The sequence below is a fragment of the Klebsiella sp. CSG-1 genome (assembly GCF_056521145.1).
Window position 1 is genome coordinate 291,212 of record NZ_JBWNLD010000002.1, and the last position, 16,860, is coordinate 308,071.

The window sequence follows — 16,860 nt, forward strand, 5'->3', positions numbered from 1 at the left end:
TTCCTTAATTTTTGCTGTAGTCGCGCGCACCGAAAATTGCGGTACCGATGCGCACCATCGTGCTTCCCGCCGCGATTGCGGCTTCCATATCATCCGACATGCCCAAAGACAACGTATCGACCGTAGGGTATTGCGTTTTCAATCGCGCAAATGCTACCGCCATTTGTTGGGCCACGGCAAACTGCCTTACATATTCTGACTCAGGTGCCGGAATGGCCATTAATCCGCGCAGCCGCAGATTGGGCAGGGCGGCAATCTCCGCTGCCAGCGCATCCAGCGCCTGCAGCAGAATGCCCGACTTGCTCTGTTCGTCACTAATGTTTATTTGAATCAATACATTAAGCGGCGGAAGATGCGAAGGGCGCTGCTCGCTGAGCCGCGTGGCGATTTTCAGACGATCGACGGTGTGGCACCAGTCAAAGTGTTCCGCCACCAGACGACTTTTGTTGGACTGCAGCGGCCCGATAAAGTGCCACTGCAGCGAAGAGGCGCCTGCTTCCTGGAAGTAGCGGATTTTTTCCACCCCTTCCTGGACGTAGTTTTCGCCAAAAGCCACCTGGCCTGCGGCTATCGCTTCTTCAATCGCACTCGCAGGCTTCGTTTTACTCACTGCAAGCAACGTAATTTCTTCTGGATCGCGGCCGCAGCGCGCGGCAGCGTCTGAGATTTTGTCCCGGACCTGTGCCAGGTTATGCGCAATATCGTTCATATTCCGAGGATGTGTTATGGAGCTGGAAGAAATCGTGGCCCTTAGTGTAAAGCATAATGTCTCCGATCTACACCTGTGCAATACCTCGGCAGCGCGCTGGCGTCGACAGGGAAAGCTTGAGCCGGCGCCATTTCACACGCCGGATATCGGGAAATGGCTTGACGGGTGGCTCGATGAGAAACAGCGCGCGCACTGGCAGGCCAACGGACAGGTGGATTTTGCCTTAACCCCCGACGGCGGACCGCGCCTTCGCGCCAGCGCATTTTCTCACGCTCGGGGTATTTCATTAGCGCTGCGCCTGTTGCCGGAAAGCTGTCCCCGGATTGAGGCGCTGCGTGTTCCTGCGGCGCTGACGGAACTGCTGAATGAAGAAAGCGGTTTGATTCTGGTGACCGGAGCCACCGGCAGCGGTAAGTCGACCACCCTCGCGGCGATGGTCAATCATCTCAACCAGCAGCGTGAAGGGCATATTCTGACGCTTGAAGATCCGGTGGAGTTTATCCATCACAGCAAGCGATGTCTGATTCAACAACGTGAAATCGGACGCGACTGTCCCTCTTTTTCCACGGGGCTGCGGGGGGCGCTGCGCCAGGATCCCGATGTGATTCTGCTGGGTGAGCTGCGCGACAGCGAAACGATCCGCCTGGCGCTGACCGCTGCGGAGACCGGCCATCTGGTGATGGCCACGCTGCATACCCGCGGCGCGGCTCAGGCGATTGAGCGTCTGGTGGATGTCTTCCCTGCGCAGGAAAAAGAACAAATACGTAGCCAGCTAGCGGGAAGTTTATGTGCGGTGCTGGCACAAAAATTACTGCCGACAGCGTCAGAGGGAAGAGTTGCGCTATACGAGCTTTTGGTGAATACCCCGGCGGTAGCAAATTTGATTCGCGAGGGGAAAACTCATCAATTGCCGGGGGTCATGCAAACCGGTCAACAAGCCGGAATGCTGACTTTTACGCAAAGTTTTCAACAGCGTGTGGCAGCGGGTCTGTTATAAGCGCTGTTTTAATCTTCAGTTTTCATATCTGAGTGTTGTTATCGTAATGTTTTATTAATGTTTGTGGTTATTATGGCTGAATATAATTTAGCCATAAATGACTACGTCAAATTAATGACGGCTGTGAAAGGGCGAACGGCATTTCCCTCGCAGAATAAAGAAAAAATAAGATTATCTTTTGACACTTTTCATCTCTTCGACTTATGCTGTTTATGGAAACAGGACGTTTCTTGTGAAATATTGTTTTGAAATGTAAATTTATTAATTATTTGTAATTTTAGGTTTAATTCATTTAACCGCCATGATGGTGGGTGCTTGCTAAGGAGAGTTTTAAGTGATTAATTTTTCAGGTAATTTATCTTCTTCCCGTCAGATCGTTTTTATTACTCATCCGTCAATTCAGAGTCAGGCATTTGCCAATTACCTGACCAATACATTGTCGGTCAGGGTGACGCTCCATAATATTAACAAACCGCTAACTCAGCGTCTGCCGAAAGAGTCGGTAATATTATTTGATATCGCCGTGTCGAATAAAAAGCTCAACGGACTGTGGCGAGATATTATTCGATCTTGCGCGGAAAACCCGCGGCTGCTGATTATCAACAGCGCACAAAAATATGAGCTTTATGAAATGGCGCAGTGGCCAGCGCTGTATGGCGTTTTCCGCCATGACGATGATGAATCGCGTTTAATTGAGGGCGTTAAGGCCGTACTTAATGGCGAACAGACGGCTGAATTGAGCGTGATGCACCCGGCGATGTATGCCGCGGATCATACATCGATCCCGACGGAGAGTTCGCCGCTCACCGAGCGTGAATGTGAAATTCTCAATGAATTACGCTGCGGTGCAACCAATATGGATATTGCTCGCGCGCTGTTTATCAGTGAAAACACGGTACGTACACATCTGTACAATGTTTTCCGTAAGCTGAGCGTCAAAAACCGCACCCAGGCAGTCAGCTGGGCCAATGAGCATTTACGTCACTAGGCATTAAGACAGGCGAAAGAGCGATGGCGCCACTTCGCAGAAGAGGGCGCCATCATCATGGCTTCGGGATCAGAAGCCCTGCTCGAAGTAGCTTTCCAGGATAATCACCGCGGAGGCAGAATCAATGCTGCCTTTGTTCAGGGCGCGGAATCCGCCGTGCTCAAATAGCCCGGCACGGGCTTCTACCGTGCTCAAACGCTCGTCGTGCAGAGTGATTTTCACCCCAAAGCGGCCGTGAATTTTATTGGCGAAGTTACGCGCGCGCGCGGTGAGCGGTTGCTCAGTCCCGTCCATATTCAGCGGCAGGCCGACGATGACGGCCTCTGGTTGCCACTCTTTAAGCAGCTTTTCGATAACGTTCCAGTCCGGTTTACCATCCTGCGCCTTCAGCGCAGGAAGAGGGCGGGCGGTACCGGTGATGCGTTGGCCGACCGCCACGCCGATACTTTTGGTACCGAAATCAAAACCCAGCAGAGTTCCACTCATTACGCGTGCCCCGCTATGCCGGGCATCGTCACAATGTCGATACCGATAAGTTTTGCCGCCTCGCGCCAACGGTCGGCAATAGGCGTTTTAAACAAAATATTCTGGTCCGCCGGGGCCGTCAGCCAGGCGTTATCAAGGATTTCTTGCTCCAGCTGACCCTTTTCCCAGGAGGAATAGCCCAGGGCGACCAGCACGTTAGCCGGCTGCTTGTCCGTGCCGAGCGTTTCAAGTACGTCGCGGGAAGTGGTGATCACCGTGTTATCGGAGATGCGAATGCTGGAGGAAAAATCAGAAGGCGGTGAATGCAGAATAAAACCGCGATCTTCCGCCAGCGGCCCGCCGAGCATCACCGGCTTATCCAGACGAATCTCCGGATTGCGCGGTTCAGCGACAATGTTTAACTTTTCCAGAATTCCGTCAATCTGCAAGTTTTCCAGCGGCTTATTGATGATAATGCCCATGGCGCCATCGTCGTTGTATTCGCAGATATAGACCACGGAGCGGCGGAATATCGGATCCTGAAGAGCAGGCATGGCAATCAGAAAGTGATGCTGTAAATTCATTGTCAGAGGTTCTGTTCCTGGTTCAAAAAGCAGCACCCAGTATGCGGGTAAAGCAAGGACCTGTCGATTCAACTTTATCTTTCAGGCGACAGGGGCGTTGATTTCCTCGCTCAACCCGGTCACATAGTGGACTATGCTCCCGGGTACTCGCTGCGTCATCGCCTGCCTGTAGCCTGAAATCTGTCGTTGAATCTCGCGGCGTATCCTTCAGTCGACAGGGGCGTTGATTTCCTCGCTCAACCCGGTCACATAGTGGACTATGCTCCCGGGTACTCGCTGCGTCATCGCCTGCCTGTAGCCTGAAATCTGTCGTTGAATCTCGCGGCGTATCTTTCAGGCGACAGGGGCGTTGATTTCCTCGCTCAACCCGGTCACATAGTGGACTAGGCTCCCGGGTACTCGCTGCGTCATCGCCTGCCTGTAGCCTGAAATCTTTCGTTGAATCTCGCGGCGTATCCTTCAGTCGACAGGGGCGTTGATTTCCTCGCTCCACTCGGTCACATAGCGGACTAGGCTCCCGGGTACTCGCTGTGTCATCGCCTGCCTGTAGCCTGAAATCTTTCGTTGAATCTCGCGGCGTATCTTTCAGGCGACAGGGGCGTTGATTTCCTCGCTCAACCCGGTCACATAGCGGACTAGGCTCCCGGGCACTCGCTGCGTCATCGCCTGCCTGTAGCCTGAAATCTTTCGTTGAATCAGAAGATTTTGCAGACTAACGATACGGGTCGTTAGCCTGAATGATCCTATTTTCCGAGGCGCTTCTCGATAGCGTCCATCAGCATACCGGTGATGGAGATCGGGAACGCCGCTTCAATTTCACGCACGCAGGTTGGGCTGGTGACGTTAATTTCCGTCAGACGATCGCCGATGATATCCAGACCGACGAAGATCAGCCCTTTAGCTTTCAGCGTTGGCCCGACGCGGCGCGCAATGGCCCAGTCGCTATCGCTCAGCGGACGTGCTTCGCCGCGGCCACCGGCAGCGAGGTTACCGCGGGTTTCACCACCCTGTGGGATACGCGCCAGGCAATAAGGCACCGGCTCACCGTCGACAACCAGCACGCGCTTATCGCCATCTTTAATTGCCGGCAGGTAGTTCTGCGCCATGCAGTAACGGCTGCCCAGCTCGGTCAGGGTTTCCGCAATGACCGGCAGGTTAGGATCGCCCTCTTTCACGCGGAAAATAGAGGTACCGCCCATGCCGTCCAGAGGTTTCAGAATAATGTCGCCGTGTTTTTCCCAGAAGGCTTTCAGCTGGGCCTTATTGCGGGTCACCAGCGTTTCCGGAGTCAGGTCGGCAAACCAGGCGGTAAACAGCTTCTCGTTACAGTCGCGCAGGCTCTGCGGCTTATTGACGATCAGCGTGCCTTTATCTTCGGCACGTTCAAGAATATAGGTCGCGTAAATAAACTCGGTATCGAACGGCGGATCCTTACGCATCAGAATGACGTCGAGATCCGCCAGCGGCAGATCCTGCTCACCGGTAAACTCATACCACTTATCGTAATTCTGCTCCACGCTGAGCTTGCGCGTGCGGGCGCGGGCTTCCCCGTTGATTAAGTACAGGTCGTTCATCTCCATATAATGGAGTTCATAGCCGCGACGCTGCGCTTCCAGCAACATAGCGAAGCTGGTGTCTTTCTTGATGTTGATGGTTGCGATGGGGTCCATCACGATGCCGAGCTTGATCATGGTTATTCTCCGTTAACGCTTCAACCTAAGTCGCCAAAACGCACCTGCAGGGCGGTAATGGCAGTGAGCGCAGTTGTCTCTGTACGCAGAACGCGCGGTCCCAACAGAATATCAGTAAACTGGTAGCGAGCGGTCATCGCAATCTCTTCCGCTGACAGGCCGCCTTCCGGGCCAATCAGCAAACGAACGCGTTCAACCGGCAACGGCAGCGTGTTGATACTGGCGCTGGCGCGCGGGTGCAGATTGAGCTTCAGGCCATTATCCTGCTCAGCACACCAGGCCTCCAGCTGCATCGCCGGGCGAATCTCCGGCACCACGTTGCGGCCGCTCTGCTCGCAGGCGGCGATGGCGATTTTTTGCCACTGCTGGATCTTCTTCTGCAAACGTTCGGCATCCAGTTTAACGCCGCAGCGCTCGGAAAACAGTGGCGTTATGAGGCTTACACCGAGTTCAATCGATTTCTGGATGGTGAACTCCATCTTTTCGCCGCGCGACATCACCTGGCCCAGATGAATATGCAGAGGGGATTCGCGATCGTCGGTCTCGCTGCCGAGCACGTCAACTAACACGTTTTTCTTTCCGGCTTCGGCGATCACGGCATCGAAAACCTGATTGCTGCCGTCAAAAAGCTGGATTGCCTGGCCTTTGCCCATACGTAATACGCGGCCAACGTGATTGGCGGCATCGTCAGAGAGGGCGATTTGACTACCTACGGTAACAGGTTCCGGGTGGTGGATGCGAGGGATGCGCATGCTGGCTATTCCGTTCTTCGCGCAGGTGCCGCTTTTCCATGTCGGGGGAAAGCGGCACCTGCAAATTAACAATTGCCGCTAGTGTAGGTTAGCTCTTTTGCGCCTGGCAAGCTTGCTGGACGTACGGATTGTGGTTGCCCTGTACTTTAGCGATGCGCTCGTCGCGTTCGCACTCCCAGGAGGTGACCGGATACATCTTATCCCAGGCGGTAAAAAGCTGGGTTTGCTGGCGGGAGAGGGTCAACTGATAAGTATCGCGCATATAGAAGTAGGTGCGGGCGATAGAACCGCGGGCGCGAGCGGGCGGCTCGGCAACCTTATCCTTAAAGTCGACCTTCATGGCGCACTGGCCGTACTGGCCTTCGCCGCCGTTCCACTGGCCATACATAAAGTTGGCGCGGTCGCCGTTAACTTCGCCCACCGCCGGCTGCAGGTTGTGCATATCGCTTTCCATCTTGCGATAGACCGGATCTTTGGCGCAGTTTTTCCGTCCGCCGTCCTGCCAGCACTGGCGCTGGTGGCCAAACTGCCAGGCTGGAACGACGTGTTCCCACTCGACCCGACTGGCGCGGTTTTCATTTTTACGCACTTTATAACCGCAGGACTCCAGATCGATAACGCCTTTTTTCCCCTGCCAGTCAATTTTACAGCCGCAGTAGAAATCGCCGGGGACATCGGCATTGACCTTTACCCCGGCGGCTTTCGCCTGGGAGAAACTGTTGATTCCTTCGGCCGCGACCTGGCCGCTACAGGCGGCGGTCAGAAACGCCGCGGCAAAAATATAAATACGGGACATCGTGAACTCCGTGTCAAAACGAGCCCGCAACGTAGCGAATGCGATTGTCAGATGCAATCAGTCAGATCAGAAAATTTCCAGTTGTACCCGATATTTACTCTTCAGCGACCAGCAGATCGCCGCAGCGAACGCAGCGGTAAGTCGCTTCTCCCCGCACGACGCGGTTGTGGCGACGGACGGTAAGCTGATGCTGCTGGCACTGGCAGCGGTAGGGAAAGGTGTTCTGGCGAACGGAGTCGAGTTCGAAACGATGGGTGCGGCGGGCGGCGACGCCGAGCACGCTCTCCATCATCCATTTCCACTCTTTGCCGTGCGGCGCCACGCGGCCGAAGTGTTTCCACACCAGCAGGTGCGCCAGTTCATGCGGGACGACCTCATCGATAAAGGCCTGCTGGTTTTCCAGCAGCAGTACCGGGTTGAGGCGAATTTCGTTCTTTTCCAGCCATGCGGTACCGGCGGAGGTGCCGCGCTGCTGATAGACCAGGCTCGGTTCCGGGTACTGACGGCCAAGCCTGAGGTTGGCCTGGGCGAGCTTTTCCCGCAGGCTGCGCATAATGGCCTGCTGAATGGCGATGGGAATTCGGGGCGTTTTCATAGCGCCAGAGGATAGTGCGCCGTGAAGGGGAGAGCAAGAGGCAGACGCTTCCTCCCGCGAGAGGAGGAAGCGTTAACGGTCAGTCGCGAGCGCCGATTTCGCGCAGCGGGCGGCCTTTCATCAGGTTACGTTCGATGTGTTCCAGCGACACGTTTTTGGTTTCCGGGATAAGCCACAGGGTAAGGAGGATGAACAGGACGTTCAGACCGCCGTAGACCCAGAAGGTGTTGGCGCTGCCCAGCGAGTTAAGCATGGTCAGGAAGGTGGCGCCGACGATCATATTGGCAATCCAGTTGGTTGCCGTAGAGCAGGTGATGCCGAAATCGCGGCCTTTGAGCGGCTGAATTTCGGAGCACAGTACCCAGATCAGCGGGCCGGCGCTCATGGCGAAGCCAACGATAAACATCAGCAGCATCAGCACGGAGAAGTACTGGGCGGTGGCTGAGTGAATACCCACGTGCATCATGGTGCCCAGAACGCCCATGCCGGTGGCCATGACGATAAAGCCAAGGATCAGCGTCGGTTTACGGCCCCAGCGGTCAACCAGCCCGATAGCGATGAAGGTCGCCAGCACGTTGGTCAGACCGACGATCACGGTCCCCCACATCTGTTCGGTGGTGTTGGTATAACCCGCCAGTTCAAAAATCTTCGGCGCGTAATACATGATGACGTTCATCCCGGTGAACTGTTGCATCACCTGCAGCAGGATGCCGAGGAATACGGCACGGCGGAAGTTGCTGTTTTCTTTAAACAGTTCCCAGCCAGACTGCTTGATCTTCAGGCTTTCACGAATCTCATCCAGTTCACGTTTGGCTTCGGCGCTGGTATCACGCAGGCGCATCAGTACGCGTTCCGCATCAACAAAGCGGCGTTTGGCTGCAAACCAGCGCGGGCTATCCGGCAGAAAGATAACGCCAATCAGCAGCAGAATTGCCGGGATGATAATCACGCCCAGCATCCAGCGCCATGCGCCGCTGTAGCTGAAGGCGGTGTCCGACAGATAGGCGCCGAGGATCCCGATAGTGATCATCAGCTGGTACATGGAGATCATGCTGCCGCGGATTTTTTCGGGTGCAATTTCCGACAGGTACAGCGGAGCGGTGTACGACGCGACGCCAACGGCCAGGCCGAGCAGCACGCGGGAGACGAGCAGCACTTCAACGTTCGGGGCGGCAGCAGAGAACAGCGAACCGGCGACGAACAGGATCGCGCCGATCATCAGGCTCTTTTTCCGACCGAGACGGAAGGAGAGCCAGCCGCTGCCGACGGCGCCGACCGCAGCGCCGAACATCATGGAGCTTACCACCCACTCCTGAGTGTGAGCGCTAATCTGGAACTCGTTGGCAATAAAGGGTAAGGCACCCGCAATAACACCGATATCAAGGCCGAAAAGCAGACCTGCCAGTGCGGCGAGGAAACAGACAAAGAACGTCATCGTTTTGTTCGAGCGCCCTTGTTTTTTGTTGTCAGGCATAACGCCCTCCAGTTGAGTTATTGATTCTGTCGATGCTTAGGGTAGGGGAGTCTATCGCAAAAAAACGTGATATCAGTCACGGCTGTGTAATCGGTTACACTAAGGTAAAGAAACGTAATCTATTAAAATAGATTAATTTCAAATAGATAGGTGATTATAAAACCTCCTGAGGAAAGCGATAATCAGATAACCCTGAAACATAATGCAATATGGTGAAAAATTGTTTCACTAACTCATTATCGTGCATGATTTCTGGCTACAGCTCTAATGTAATCGCTTTCATTGAATGGTGGAAAGGTTCGGCGGCAATGCGGGAGTGGCGGGCGTAAGGGGGAAAGTGTGGAAGGGGGGAAAACAAAAAGGCCAGCGCGAGGCTGGCCATGGCAGGAGAAAAACGTCGGGATTATTTCAGGCCGGCAGCTTCACGCAGCAGAGCGGCTTTGTCGGTTTTTTCCCACGGGAAATGTTCACGACCAAAGTGACCGTATGCCGCCGTCTCTTTGTAGATCGGGTGCAGCAGATCCAGCATCTGGATCAGGCCGTAAGGACGCAGGTCGAAGAATTCACGCACCAGCAGAGTCAGCTGCTCGGACGGCACTTTTTCGGTACCGAAGGTTTCCACCATAATGGAGGTCGGCTCTGCCACGCCGATAGCGTAGGAGACCTGAATCTCACAACGGTCAGCCAGGCCTGCCGCAACGATGTTTTTCGCGACATAGCGTGCGGCATAGGCTGCGGAACGGTCAACTTTAGAAGGATCTTTACCAGAGAACGCGCCGCCGCCGTGACGAGCCATGCCGCCGTAGGTATCCACGATGATTTTACGGCCGGTCAGACCGCAGTCGCCCATCGGGCCGCCGATAACAAAACGACCGGTCGGGTTGATGAAGAATTTGGTCGCGCTGCTCAGCCATTCAGTCGGCAGAACCGGCTTGATGATCTCTTCCATCACCGCTTCCTGCAGGGATTTCTGATCGATGTCTTCCGCGTGCTGAGTAGACAGAACCACGGCATCGATACCGACGATTTTGCCGTCGTCGTACTGGAAGGTCACCTGGCTTTTCGCATCCGGACGTAGCCATGGCAGCGTGCCGTTTTTGCGCACTTCAGCCTGACGCTGCACCAGACGGTGAGCATAGGTGATCGGCGCCGGCATCAGGACGTCGGTTTCGTTAGTGGCATAGCCAAACATCAGGCCCTGGTCGCCCGCCCCTTGCTCCAGCGGATCGGCGCGGTCAACGCCCTGATTGATATCCGGGGACTGTTTGCCAATGGCGCTCAGTACGGCACAGGAGTTGGCATCAAAGCCCATATCGGAATGCACGTAGCCAATTTCACGAACCGTGTTACGGGTAATCTCTTCGATATCAACCCATGCGCTGGTGGTGATTTCACCGCCGACCAGCACCATGCCAGTTTTGACATAAGTTTCACACGCGACACGCGCTTTCGGATCCTGTTCGAGAATCGCATCCAGCACGGCGTCGGAGATTTGGTCAGCAATTTTGTCTGGATGCCCTTCTGATACGGACTCGGACGTAAAGAGGTGTTTTGCCATGTTTTATTTTACCTGTGGAGTATTCGTGTAGCTCATACTGTTGTGTGGATTAGCTGTGGTAGATGATTCTACCAAAACTTGCAGGTAGTGACACGAGCAGTCTGAGTGTTAATCAGTATAGACGGATTAACTTCTGGATGGCTATTTTAGGTCAAATCTTAATCCCATTTCCAGCCTTTTTTGATGCAGATCGCATTGACGAAAAATAGAGGGTGGCAATTTTTCCTGCCATTCGCGGCAACTCGCCCATTTTTATTTTGCATTTTAGCCGGCTTATCGGTATAAAACGCCGCGCGCGGCTCATTAAAAAAGCGCACGAAGCCCATCTCGTGACGCCACTTCCAGCCGGGTTAAGCAGTCTGTTTTTACAGAAATCTGCAGCGGTGTTTTGGCACCTGCTGTGGTATGTCTAGCTTTGGCTTATCGCTGGCCCGTATCGGGGCAGTGTGGAGGTGATATCAGATAATGAACCCACGTTTTTCATCCGACTCGTCGCGTCGTTCCGTCGCGCGTCGCTATCCCGCAATCTGCATCTCTTTCATGCAAATCAGCCGATGTTCTACCCGTCTCGGCGCTTCTCAGGATTCCAGGGCCGGCAGGCTATCTGAAAACTGAACAAGGGCGCTCTTGCTGTCGCAAGGGTTTTCTCGTGGTTTCTCCGGACTGTCATACTACGTTCGGGTATGTGTTTTACTATGATATGAATAAGAAACCGGTCGCGCAGTCGCAAAGCCAGCACTATCTGCTGGGGTTTAGGACTGTTCATGGGTTGTTATCGCGTCTTCGGACTGCGATAGTAGTCAATATTACAATTTGAGGTTCGCTATGTCTGACGACATTTCTTCAGTTTCGCCTTCGTCAGCAGGCGAACACGGCGTACTACGTTCCATGCAGGAGGTTGCGATGAGCTCCCAGGAAGCCAGCAAAATGCTACGTACTTACAATATTGCCTGGTGGGGTAATAACTACTACGACGTTAACGAACTGGGCCATATCAGCGTTTGCCCGGATCCTGACGTCCCGGAAGCGCGCGTTGACCTTGCAGAATTAGTGAAAGCACGCGAAGCGCAGGGGCAGCGCCTGCCGGCACTGTTCTGCTTCCCGCAGATTCTGCAACACCGCCTGCGTTCGATTAACGCCGCGTTTAAACGCGCGCGTGAGTCCTATGGCTATAACGGCGACTACTTCCTGGTCTATCCGATCAAGGTTAACCAGCACCGCCGCGTGATTGAGTCGTTGATCCATTCCGGTGAACCGCTGGGTCTGGAAGCCGGTTCCAAGGCGGAGCTGATGGCGGTACTGGCGCACGCCGGTATGACCCGCAGCGTGATTGTTTGTAACGGCTACAAAGACCGCGAGTATATCCGTCTGGCGCTGGTCGGCGAAAAGATGGGCCACAAGGTCTATCTGGTCATCGAAAAAATGTCGGAAATCGCCATTGTGCTGGAAGAAGCCGAGCGCCTGAATGTCGTGCCGCGCCTTGGCGTGCGTGCGCGTCTGGCCTCGCAGGGCTCCGGTAAATGGCAGTCTTCCGGCGGTGAAAAATCGAAGTTCGGCCTGGCGGCAACGCAGGTTCTGCAGCTGGTTGAGATTCTGCGTGCGGCAGGGCATCTGGAAAGCCTGCAGCTCCTGCACTTCCACCTCGGCTCGCAGATGGCCAACATTCGCGATATCGCCACCGGCGTGCGTGAATCGTCGCGTTTCTATGTTGAGCTGCATAAGCTCGGCGTTAATATTCAGTGCTTCGATGTCGGCGGCGGTCTCGGCGTGGACTATGAAGGTACCCGCTCACAGTCTGACTGTTCGGTGAACTACGGCCTGAACGAGTATGCTAACAACATTATCTGGGCGATTGGCGATGCCTGTGAAGAGAACGGCCTGCCGCACCCGACGGTGATTACCGAATCCGGGCGCGCGGTGACCGCTCACCACACCGTGCTGGTCTCCAACATCATCGGCGTTGAACGTAACGAATACACCGAAGCGACCCCGCCTGCGCAAGACGCGGCGCGTCCGCTGCAGAGTATGTGGGAAACCTGGCAGGAGATGCACGAGACCGGCAACCGCCGCTCGCTGCGTGAATGGCTGCACGACAGCCAGATGGATCTCCACGATATTCATATCGGCTACTCGTCCGGTACCTTCAATCTTCAGGAGCGCGCCTGGGCAGAACAGCTGTATCTGAACATGTGCCATGAAGTACAGAAACAGCTCGACCCGAGCAACCGTGCGCATCGACCGATTATCGACGAACTGCAGGAACGGATGGCGGATAAGATTTACGTCAACTTCTCGCTGTTCCAGTCGATGCCGGATGCATGGGGTATCGATCAGCTGTTTCCGGTGATGCCGCTGGAAGGGCTGAACATGGTGCCTGAACGCCGCGCGGTGCTGCTGGATATCACCTGCGATTCCGATGGCGCGATTGACCACTATGTGGATGGCGACGGGATTGCCACCACCATGCCGATGCCGGAATACGATCCTGAAAATCCGCCGATGCTGGGCTTCTTTATGGTTGGCGCCTATCAGGAGATCCTCGGGAATATGCACAACCTGTTCGGCGATACCGAAGCGGTGGACGTATTCGTCTTCCCTGACGGCAGCGTTGAGGTTGAGCTCTCCGACGAAGGGGATACCGTGGCGGATATGCTGCAATATGTGCAGCTCGATCCGAACACGCTGCTGACCCAGTTCCGCGATCAGGTGAAAAACTCCGGTCTCGACGAAGCGCTGCAGCAGCAGTTCCTCGAAGAGTTTGAAGCGGGGCTGTACGGATATACTTATCTGGAAGACGAGTAACCGTTGTTGCCCGGCGGCGCTGCGCTTGCCGGGCCTACGGACGCTGGCCGGATAAGACGAAGCGTCATCCGGCAGCAACAAGCTACGGTTCGGTATTTGCTATACTCTCTTGAACCCGTAGACATTAACGGCGATAATTCGCCTATATAAGCAGCAACCCTATTCAAACCCTTCCTCGTCGGGCCTAACGACGCGGAAGGGTTTTTTTATATCTGTAGTTACATACACCGACTGTAAAAAGAGGTCATACCCATGAGCACCTTAGGTCATCAATACGATAACTCCCTGGTATCTAACGCGTTTGGTTTTCTGCGTCTGCCGCTGAATTTCCAGCCGTACGACAGCGATGCTGACTGGGTCATTACCGGCGTACCTTTCGATATGGCGACTTCCGGGCGCGCGGGCGGCCGTCATGGCCCGGCGGCGATCCGTCAGGTCTCTACCAACCTGGCGTGGGAACATAACCGCTTCCCATGGAACTTCGACATGCGCGAGCGCCTGAACGTGGTTGACTGCGGCGATCTGGTTTACGCCTTCGGCGACGCGCGTGAGATGAGCGAGAAGCTGCAGGCGCATGCGGAAAGACTGCTGGCGGCCGGTAAGCGTATGCTCTCCTTCGGCGGCGACCACTTCGTGACCCTGCCGCTGCTGCGCGCCCACGCGAAGCATTTCGGTAAAATGGCGCTGGTGCACTTTGATGCCCATACCGACACCTACGCCAACGGCTGCGAATTCGACCATGGCACCATGTTCTTCACCGCGCCGAAAGAAGGGCTGATCGATCCGAACCACTCTGTGCAGATCGGTATTCGTACTGAGTTCGACAAGGATAACGGCTTTACCGTCCTGGATGCCGGCCAGGTGAACGATCGCACCGTCGATGACATCATCGCCCAGGTGAAGCAGATCGTCGGCGATATGCCGGTGTACCTGACCTTCGACATCGACTGCCTGGATCCGGCGTTTGCCCCGGGCACCGGTACGCCGGTGATCGGCGGTCTGACCTCCGATCGCGCGATCAAGCTGGTACGCGGTCTGAAGGATCTGAACATCGTCGGGATGGACGTGGTGGAAGTGGCTCCGTCTTACGATCAGTCCGAGATCACCGCCCTGGCAGCGGCGACCCTGGCGCTGGAAATGCTCTACATCCAGGCGGCGAAAAAAGGCGAATAAACCTTACGCGCTCACTGCTGCTGCGCGACGCATGCGCAGCAGCAGCATTCCCCCGGCCAGCAGCGTTATCACCTGCGAGGCCACCAGCACGGAAAATCCTGAACTCACCGATCCCGCCGACTTCATCACCATTCCCATCAGCAGCGGAATAAATGCCGCACAGATGTTACCCACGCCGTTAATAATGCCGTAAGCGCTGCCCACCGCCTGGCGCGGCGCATGATGCTGTACTACCGCCGGTATCGCCGCCCCCTGCAATCCCCAGAAGATATTGGCCGACAGCATGAACAGCGCCAGCAGGGCCGGCTGCTGGCTAAGCATCAGCGCCACGACCGAGCAGGCGGTCAGCGCGCCGCCGATGATAAACAGCAGCGGCGCCTGTTCCGGGCGTAACTTATCGAGCAGCACGCCGCCGAGAAATTTTGAACCGAGGCTGAGCAGAAATGGGATCGCGGCCAGCAAACCGGTGGCCTGCAGCGAAAAGTGGTGTTCATCACGTAGCCAGGCCGGCAGCCAGGCGCTGCTGCCCCACAGATAGCTGAGAGTGGCAATCTCAACCAGCAGGATCCAGCCGAGAAGCGGCGTATGCCAGGCCAGCAGAAAGGTCCGCTGCAAGCCGGGACGCGCGCTGTTTACCGGGGCTGCCGGCGCCGGCAAAAAGCGCCAGATAGCTCCGCCGCCGAGTACCAGGTTGAGTCCCGCCAGGCTGTAAAACGATCCCATCCACCCCTGGTGCTCGACTAAAAAAGTCACCAGCGGAAAGCCCACCGCCAGCCCCAACGAGACCCCCAGGGCGGTGACGGCGTTCGGCTTGCCGATCTCTTCGGCAGAGAAGTTATCGCTAATAAAGCGCGTTTTAAGGGAAAACAGCGGACCTTCCGCGATCCCAAGGATAATCCGGGCCAGCAGCATCCCCATTAGTGAGCCCAGCAGCGGCGAGATGGCGCAGACCAGCGCCCATATCACCACGCTGCTTAACAATCCCTGTCGGTAATGCAGCTTACTTTCTATAACTGGTGTTAATAATAACGCCGAGAATCCATAACCCAGAAGAAAGCAGGTCATCAGCATTCCCTGTAACATTCTGTTTTCATTTAAATGAAAGTGGGCGGCGAAATCGGGGTTAAGAATCATGACCGAAATATTTACCCGGTCAATGTAAGAAATAATGATAAGTAACAATAATGCGATTGTTCCCTGCCATTTTGCGGTCATTGTTATTCTTCTTCCTCGCTCATTGATGGATCGTTCTTGTTATTTTTAAATCGCAGTGATAATCACGGGTGTAAAATGGTTCATTAGTGAAACTCGTTGATTTAAATGAATAATTTAATCTTTTGTTTCACCAGTGAAACTTGATGGCGCGCTGCCTTTATCATTTTTAATGATCATTGAGAACGAAAGTCAATAGCTATTAACGAGGTTTTTAGCGACAGCTTAATTTAATTTCATATCACTCTTTAAATATCACAATTTCATATTGCCACTTTTTTTCGTGATCAATTGCACACTTAGATAATTAAACAGCCCCTGGTTAACAAATTCTTCACATTGCCGCTTGACGAAAGATTGAACGCTTTTATATTGACCGTATTAAATAAGAAACAGAGTTTCATATATGAAACAAAAGCCTGGAGGATCGTGATGAGCTGGATAGGCGTATGTGACGCAGAGCAGGTACAGGAAGATTTCCCTTATAGCGGCAACATCGACGGTAAAGAAATCGGTATTTATCTGATTGATGGTGAGTACTACGCGCTGGAAGACGTGTGTCCACATGCCTATGCGCTGTTAAGCCAGGGGTTTGTGGAAGACGGCAAAGTTGAATGCCCGCTGCATGAAGCGGTATTCGACGTGAAAACCGGCCAGTGTCTGCATGGTCCCGGCGGGCGCAACCTTAATCGTTATCCGGTGCGGGTATACGACAATCAGATCCAGATTACCTTTATCGAGGAGAACGTGGCATGAGCGAATCCCTGGACTTTAACCCGGCGCTGCCGGAAAGCCGCCAGTTTACGCCGCCTGCGGAAGGCGGGAACGGCAACATCCATAAGCCTGGCGATTATCACAACCTTATCTGGCAAACCCGCAGTCGCGTTGCGGAAAGCTGGGAGCTGGAACTTATCGCGACCCTTGAAACGCTTTTCGAGCAGGGGGCGGAGAGCCTGACGCAGCTGGTGGACGGGCTGAATACCCTGAAGATGCACGATCGGCAAGGCGATGCCTGGAGCGAAGAGAGCTTTCGGGTATTTTTGCAGGTAAACGGATACTGAGGG

General features: G+C 54.7%; 18 protein-coding genes. 8 read left to right on the plus strand and 10 right to left on the minus strand.

Annotation, left to right across the window (positions count from 1 at the left end; translation table 11 throughout):
• Positions 1-4: 4 nt before the first annotated feature.
• Positions 5-709, minus strand: a complete 705-nt coding sequence (locus tag AC007G_RS05935) for a YggS family pyridoxal phosphate-dependent enzyme (RefSeq protein WP_032697613.1) — start codon at positions 707-709, stop codon at positions 5-7.
• 16 nt (positions 710-725) lie between these two features.
• Here AC007G_RS05935 and AC007G_RS05940 point away from each other — a divergent pair, with 16 nt between their 5' ends.
• Entirely contained in the window at positions 726-1,706 is a 981-nt protein-coding gene (locus AC007G_RS05940) for a type IV pilus twitching motility protein PilT (protein ID WP_479466556.1), read from the plus strand.
• 334 nt (positions 1,707-2,040) lie between these two features.
• Positions 2,041-2,694, plus strand: coding sequence for a LuxR C-terminal-related transcriptional regulator (locus AC007G_RS05945; protein ID WP_032698802.1), 654 nt, complete (start codon positions 2,041-2,043; stop codon positions 2,692-2,694).
• Between the two features lie 69 nt (positions 2,695-2,763).
• Here AC007G_RS05945 and ruvX read toward each other — a convergent pair whose 3' ends face one another.
• From ruvX to metK, 8 genes are all read right to left on the minus strand, one after another.
• On the minus strand, positions 2,764-3,180 hold the full coding sequence (gene ruvX, locus AC007G_RS05950) for a Holliday junction resolvase RuvX (protein ID WP_004867490.1): 417 nt from the start codon (positions 3,178-3,180) through the stop codon (positions 2,764-2,766).
• Positions 3,180-3,743: a YqgE/AlgH family protein gene (locus AC007G_RS05955; protein WP_015585751.1), complete on the minus strand. Its 564-nt coding sequence runs from the start codon at positions 3,741-3,743 to the stop codon at positions 3,180-3,182. Before AC007G_RS05955 ends, ruvX begins: the two co-directional genes overlap by 1 nt.
• A 743-nt stretch (positions 3,744-4,486) precedes the next feature.
• Positions 4,487-5,434, minus strand: a complete 948-nt coding sequence (gene gshB, locus AC007G_RS05960) for a glutathione synthase (RefSeq protein WP_032697616.1) — start codon at positions 5,432-5,434, stop codon at positions 4,487-4,489.
• Between the two features lie 20 nt (positions 5,435-5,454).
• Complete coding sequence (gene rsmE, locus AC007G_RS05965) at positions 5,455-6,186, minus strand: 16S rRNA (uracil(1498)-N(3))-methyltransferase (protein WP_142629888.1); 732 nt, start codon at positions 6,184-6,186, stop codon at positions 5,455-5,457.
• 88 nt (positions 6,187-6,274) lie between these two features.
• The gene (endA, locus tag AC007G_RS05970) at positions 6,275-6,982 is read right to left on the minus strand and encodes a deoxyribonuclease I (protein WP_032697619.1); all 708 of its coding nucleotides are present in this window, start codon (positions 6,980-6,982) and stop codon (positions 6,275-6,277) included.
• Positions 6,983-7,076: 94 nt separating this feature from the next.
• A complete protein-coding gene (locus AC007G_RS05975) occupies positions 7,077-7,577 on the minus strand; it encodes a SprT family zinc-dependent metalloprotease (RefSeq protein ID WP_032690771.1) in 501 nt (166 codons plus the stop codon).
• Between the two features lie 79 nt (positions 7,578-7,656).
• On the minus strand, positions 7,657-9,051 hold the full coding sequence (locus tag AC007G_RS05980; protein ID WP_032690772.1) for a sugar porter family MFS transporter: 1,395 nt from the start codon (positions 9,049-9,051) through the stop codon (positions 7,657-7,659).
• Positions 9,052-9,454: 403 nt separating this feature from the next.
• Positions 9,455-10,609 carry a methionine adenosyltransferase gene (gene metK / locus AC007G_RS05985; protein WP_032690773.1) on the minus strand — a complete coding sequence of 385 codons (1,155 nt, stop codon included), beginning with the start codon at positions 10,607-10,609 and terminating at the stop codon, positions 9,455-9,457.
• 465 nt (positions 10,610-11,074) lie between these two features.
• Here metK and AC007G_RS05990 point away from each other — a divergent pair, with 465 nt between their 5' ends.
• From AC007G_RS05990 to speB, 4 genes are all read left to right on the plus strand, one after another.
• On the plus strand, positions 11,075-11,224 hold the full coding sequence (locus AC007G_RS05990) for a hypothetical protein (RefSeq protein ID WP_418324751.1): 150 nt from the start codon (positions 11,075-11,077) through the stop codon (positions 11,222-11,224).
• A gap of 85 nt (positions 11,225-11,309) precedes the next feature.
• Positions 11,310-11,426 (plus strand): acid stress response protein YqgB, encoded by a 117-nt coding sequence (yqgB, locus tag AC007G_RS05995; protein WP_015585756.1) that lies wholly within the window; start codon positions 11,310-11,312, stop codon positions 11,424-11,426.
• A gap of 8 nt (positions 11,427-11,434) precedes the next feature.
• Positions 11,435-13,411: a biosynthetic arginine decarboxylase gene (gene speA, locus AC007G_RS06000; protein ID WP_004867474.1), complete on the plus strand. Its 1,977-nt coding sequence runs from the start codon at positions 11,435-11,437 to the stop codon at positions 13,409-13,411.
• 252 nt (positions 13,412-13,663) lie between these two features.
• Positions 13,664-14,584 carry an agmatinase gene (speB, locus tag AC007G_RS06005; protein WP_032690775.1) on the plus strand — a complete coding sequence of 307 codons (921 nt, stop codon included), beginning with the start codon at positions 13,664-13,666 and terminating at the stop codon, positions 14,582-14,584.
• Between the two features lie 3 nt (positions 14,585-14,587).
• On the opposite strand, the gene AC007G_RS06010 is transcribed toward speB, so the two are convergent.
• Positions 14,588-15,799, minus strand: a complete 1,212-nt coding sequence (locus tag AC007G_RS06010; RefSeq protein ID WP_032690776.1) for an MFS transporter — start codon at positions 15,797-15,799, stop codon at positions 14,588-14,590.
• A gap of 429 nt (positions 15,800-16,228) precedes the next feature.
• Between AC007G_RS06010 and AC007G_RS06015 the strand changes: the two genes are divergently transcribed.
• Together AC007G_RS06015 and AC007G_RS06020 are read left to right on the plus strand one after the other, a co-directional pair.
• Positions 16,229-16,552: a Rieske (2Fe-2S) protein gene (locus AC007G_RS06015; protein ID WP_004151769.1), complete on the plus strand. Its 324-nt coding sequence runs from the start codon at positions 16,229-16,231 to the stop codon at positions 16,550-16,552.
• Positions 16,549-16,857, plus strand: coding sequence for a recombinase-like helix-turn-helix domain-containing protein (locus AC007G_RS06020; RefSeq protein WP_032690777.1), 309 nt, complete (start codon positions 16,549-16,551; stop codon positions 16,855-16,857). The genes AC007G_RS06015 and AC007G_RS06020 overlap by 4 nt, the downstream gene beginning before the upstream one ends.
• Positions 16,858-16,860 lie beyond the last annotated feature (3 nt).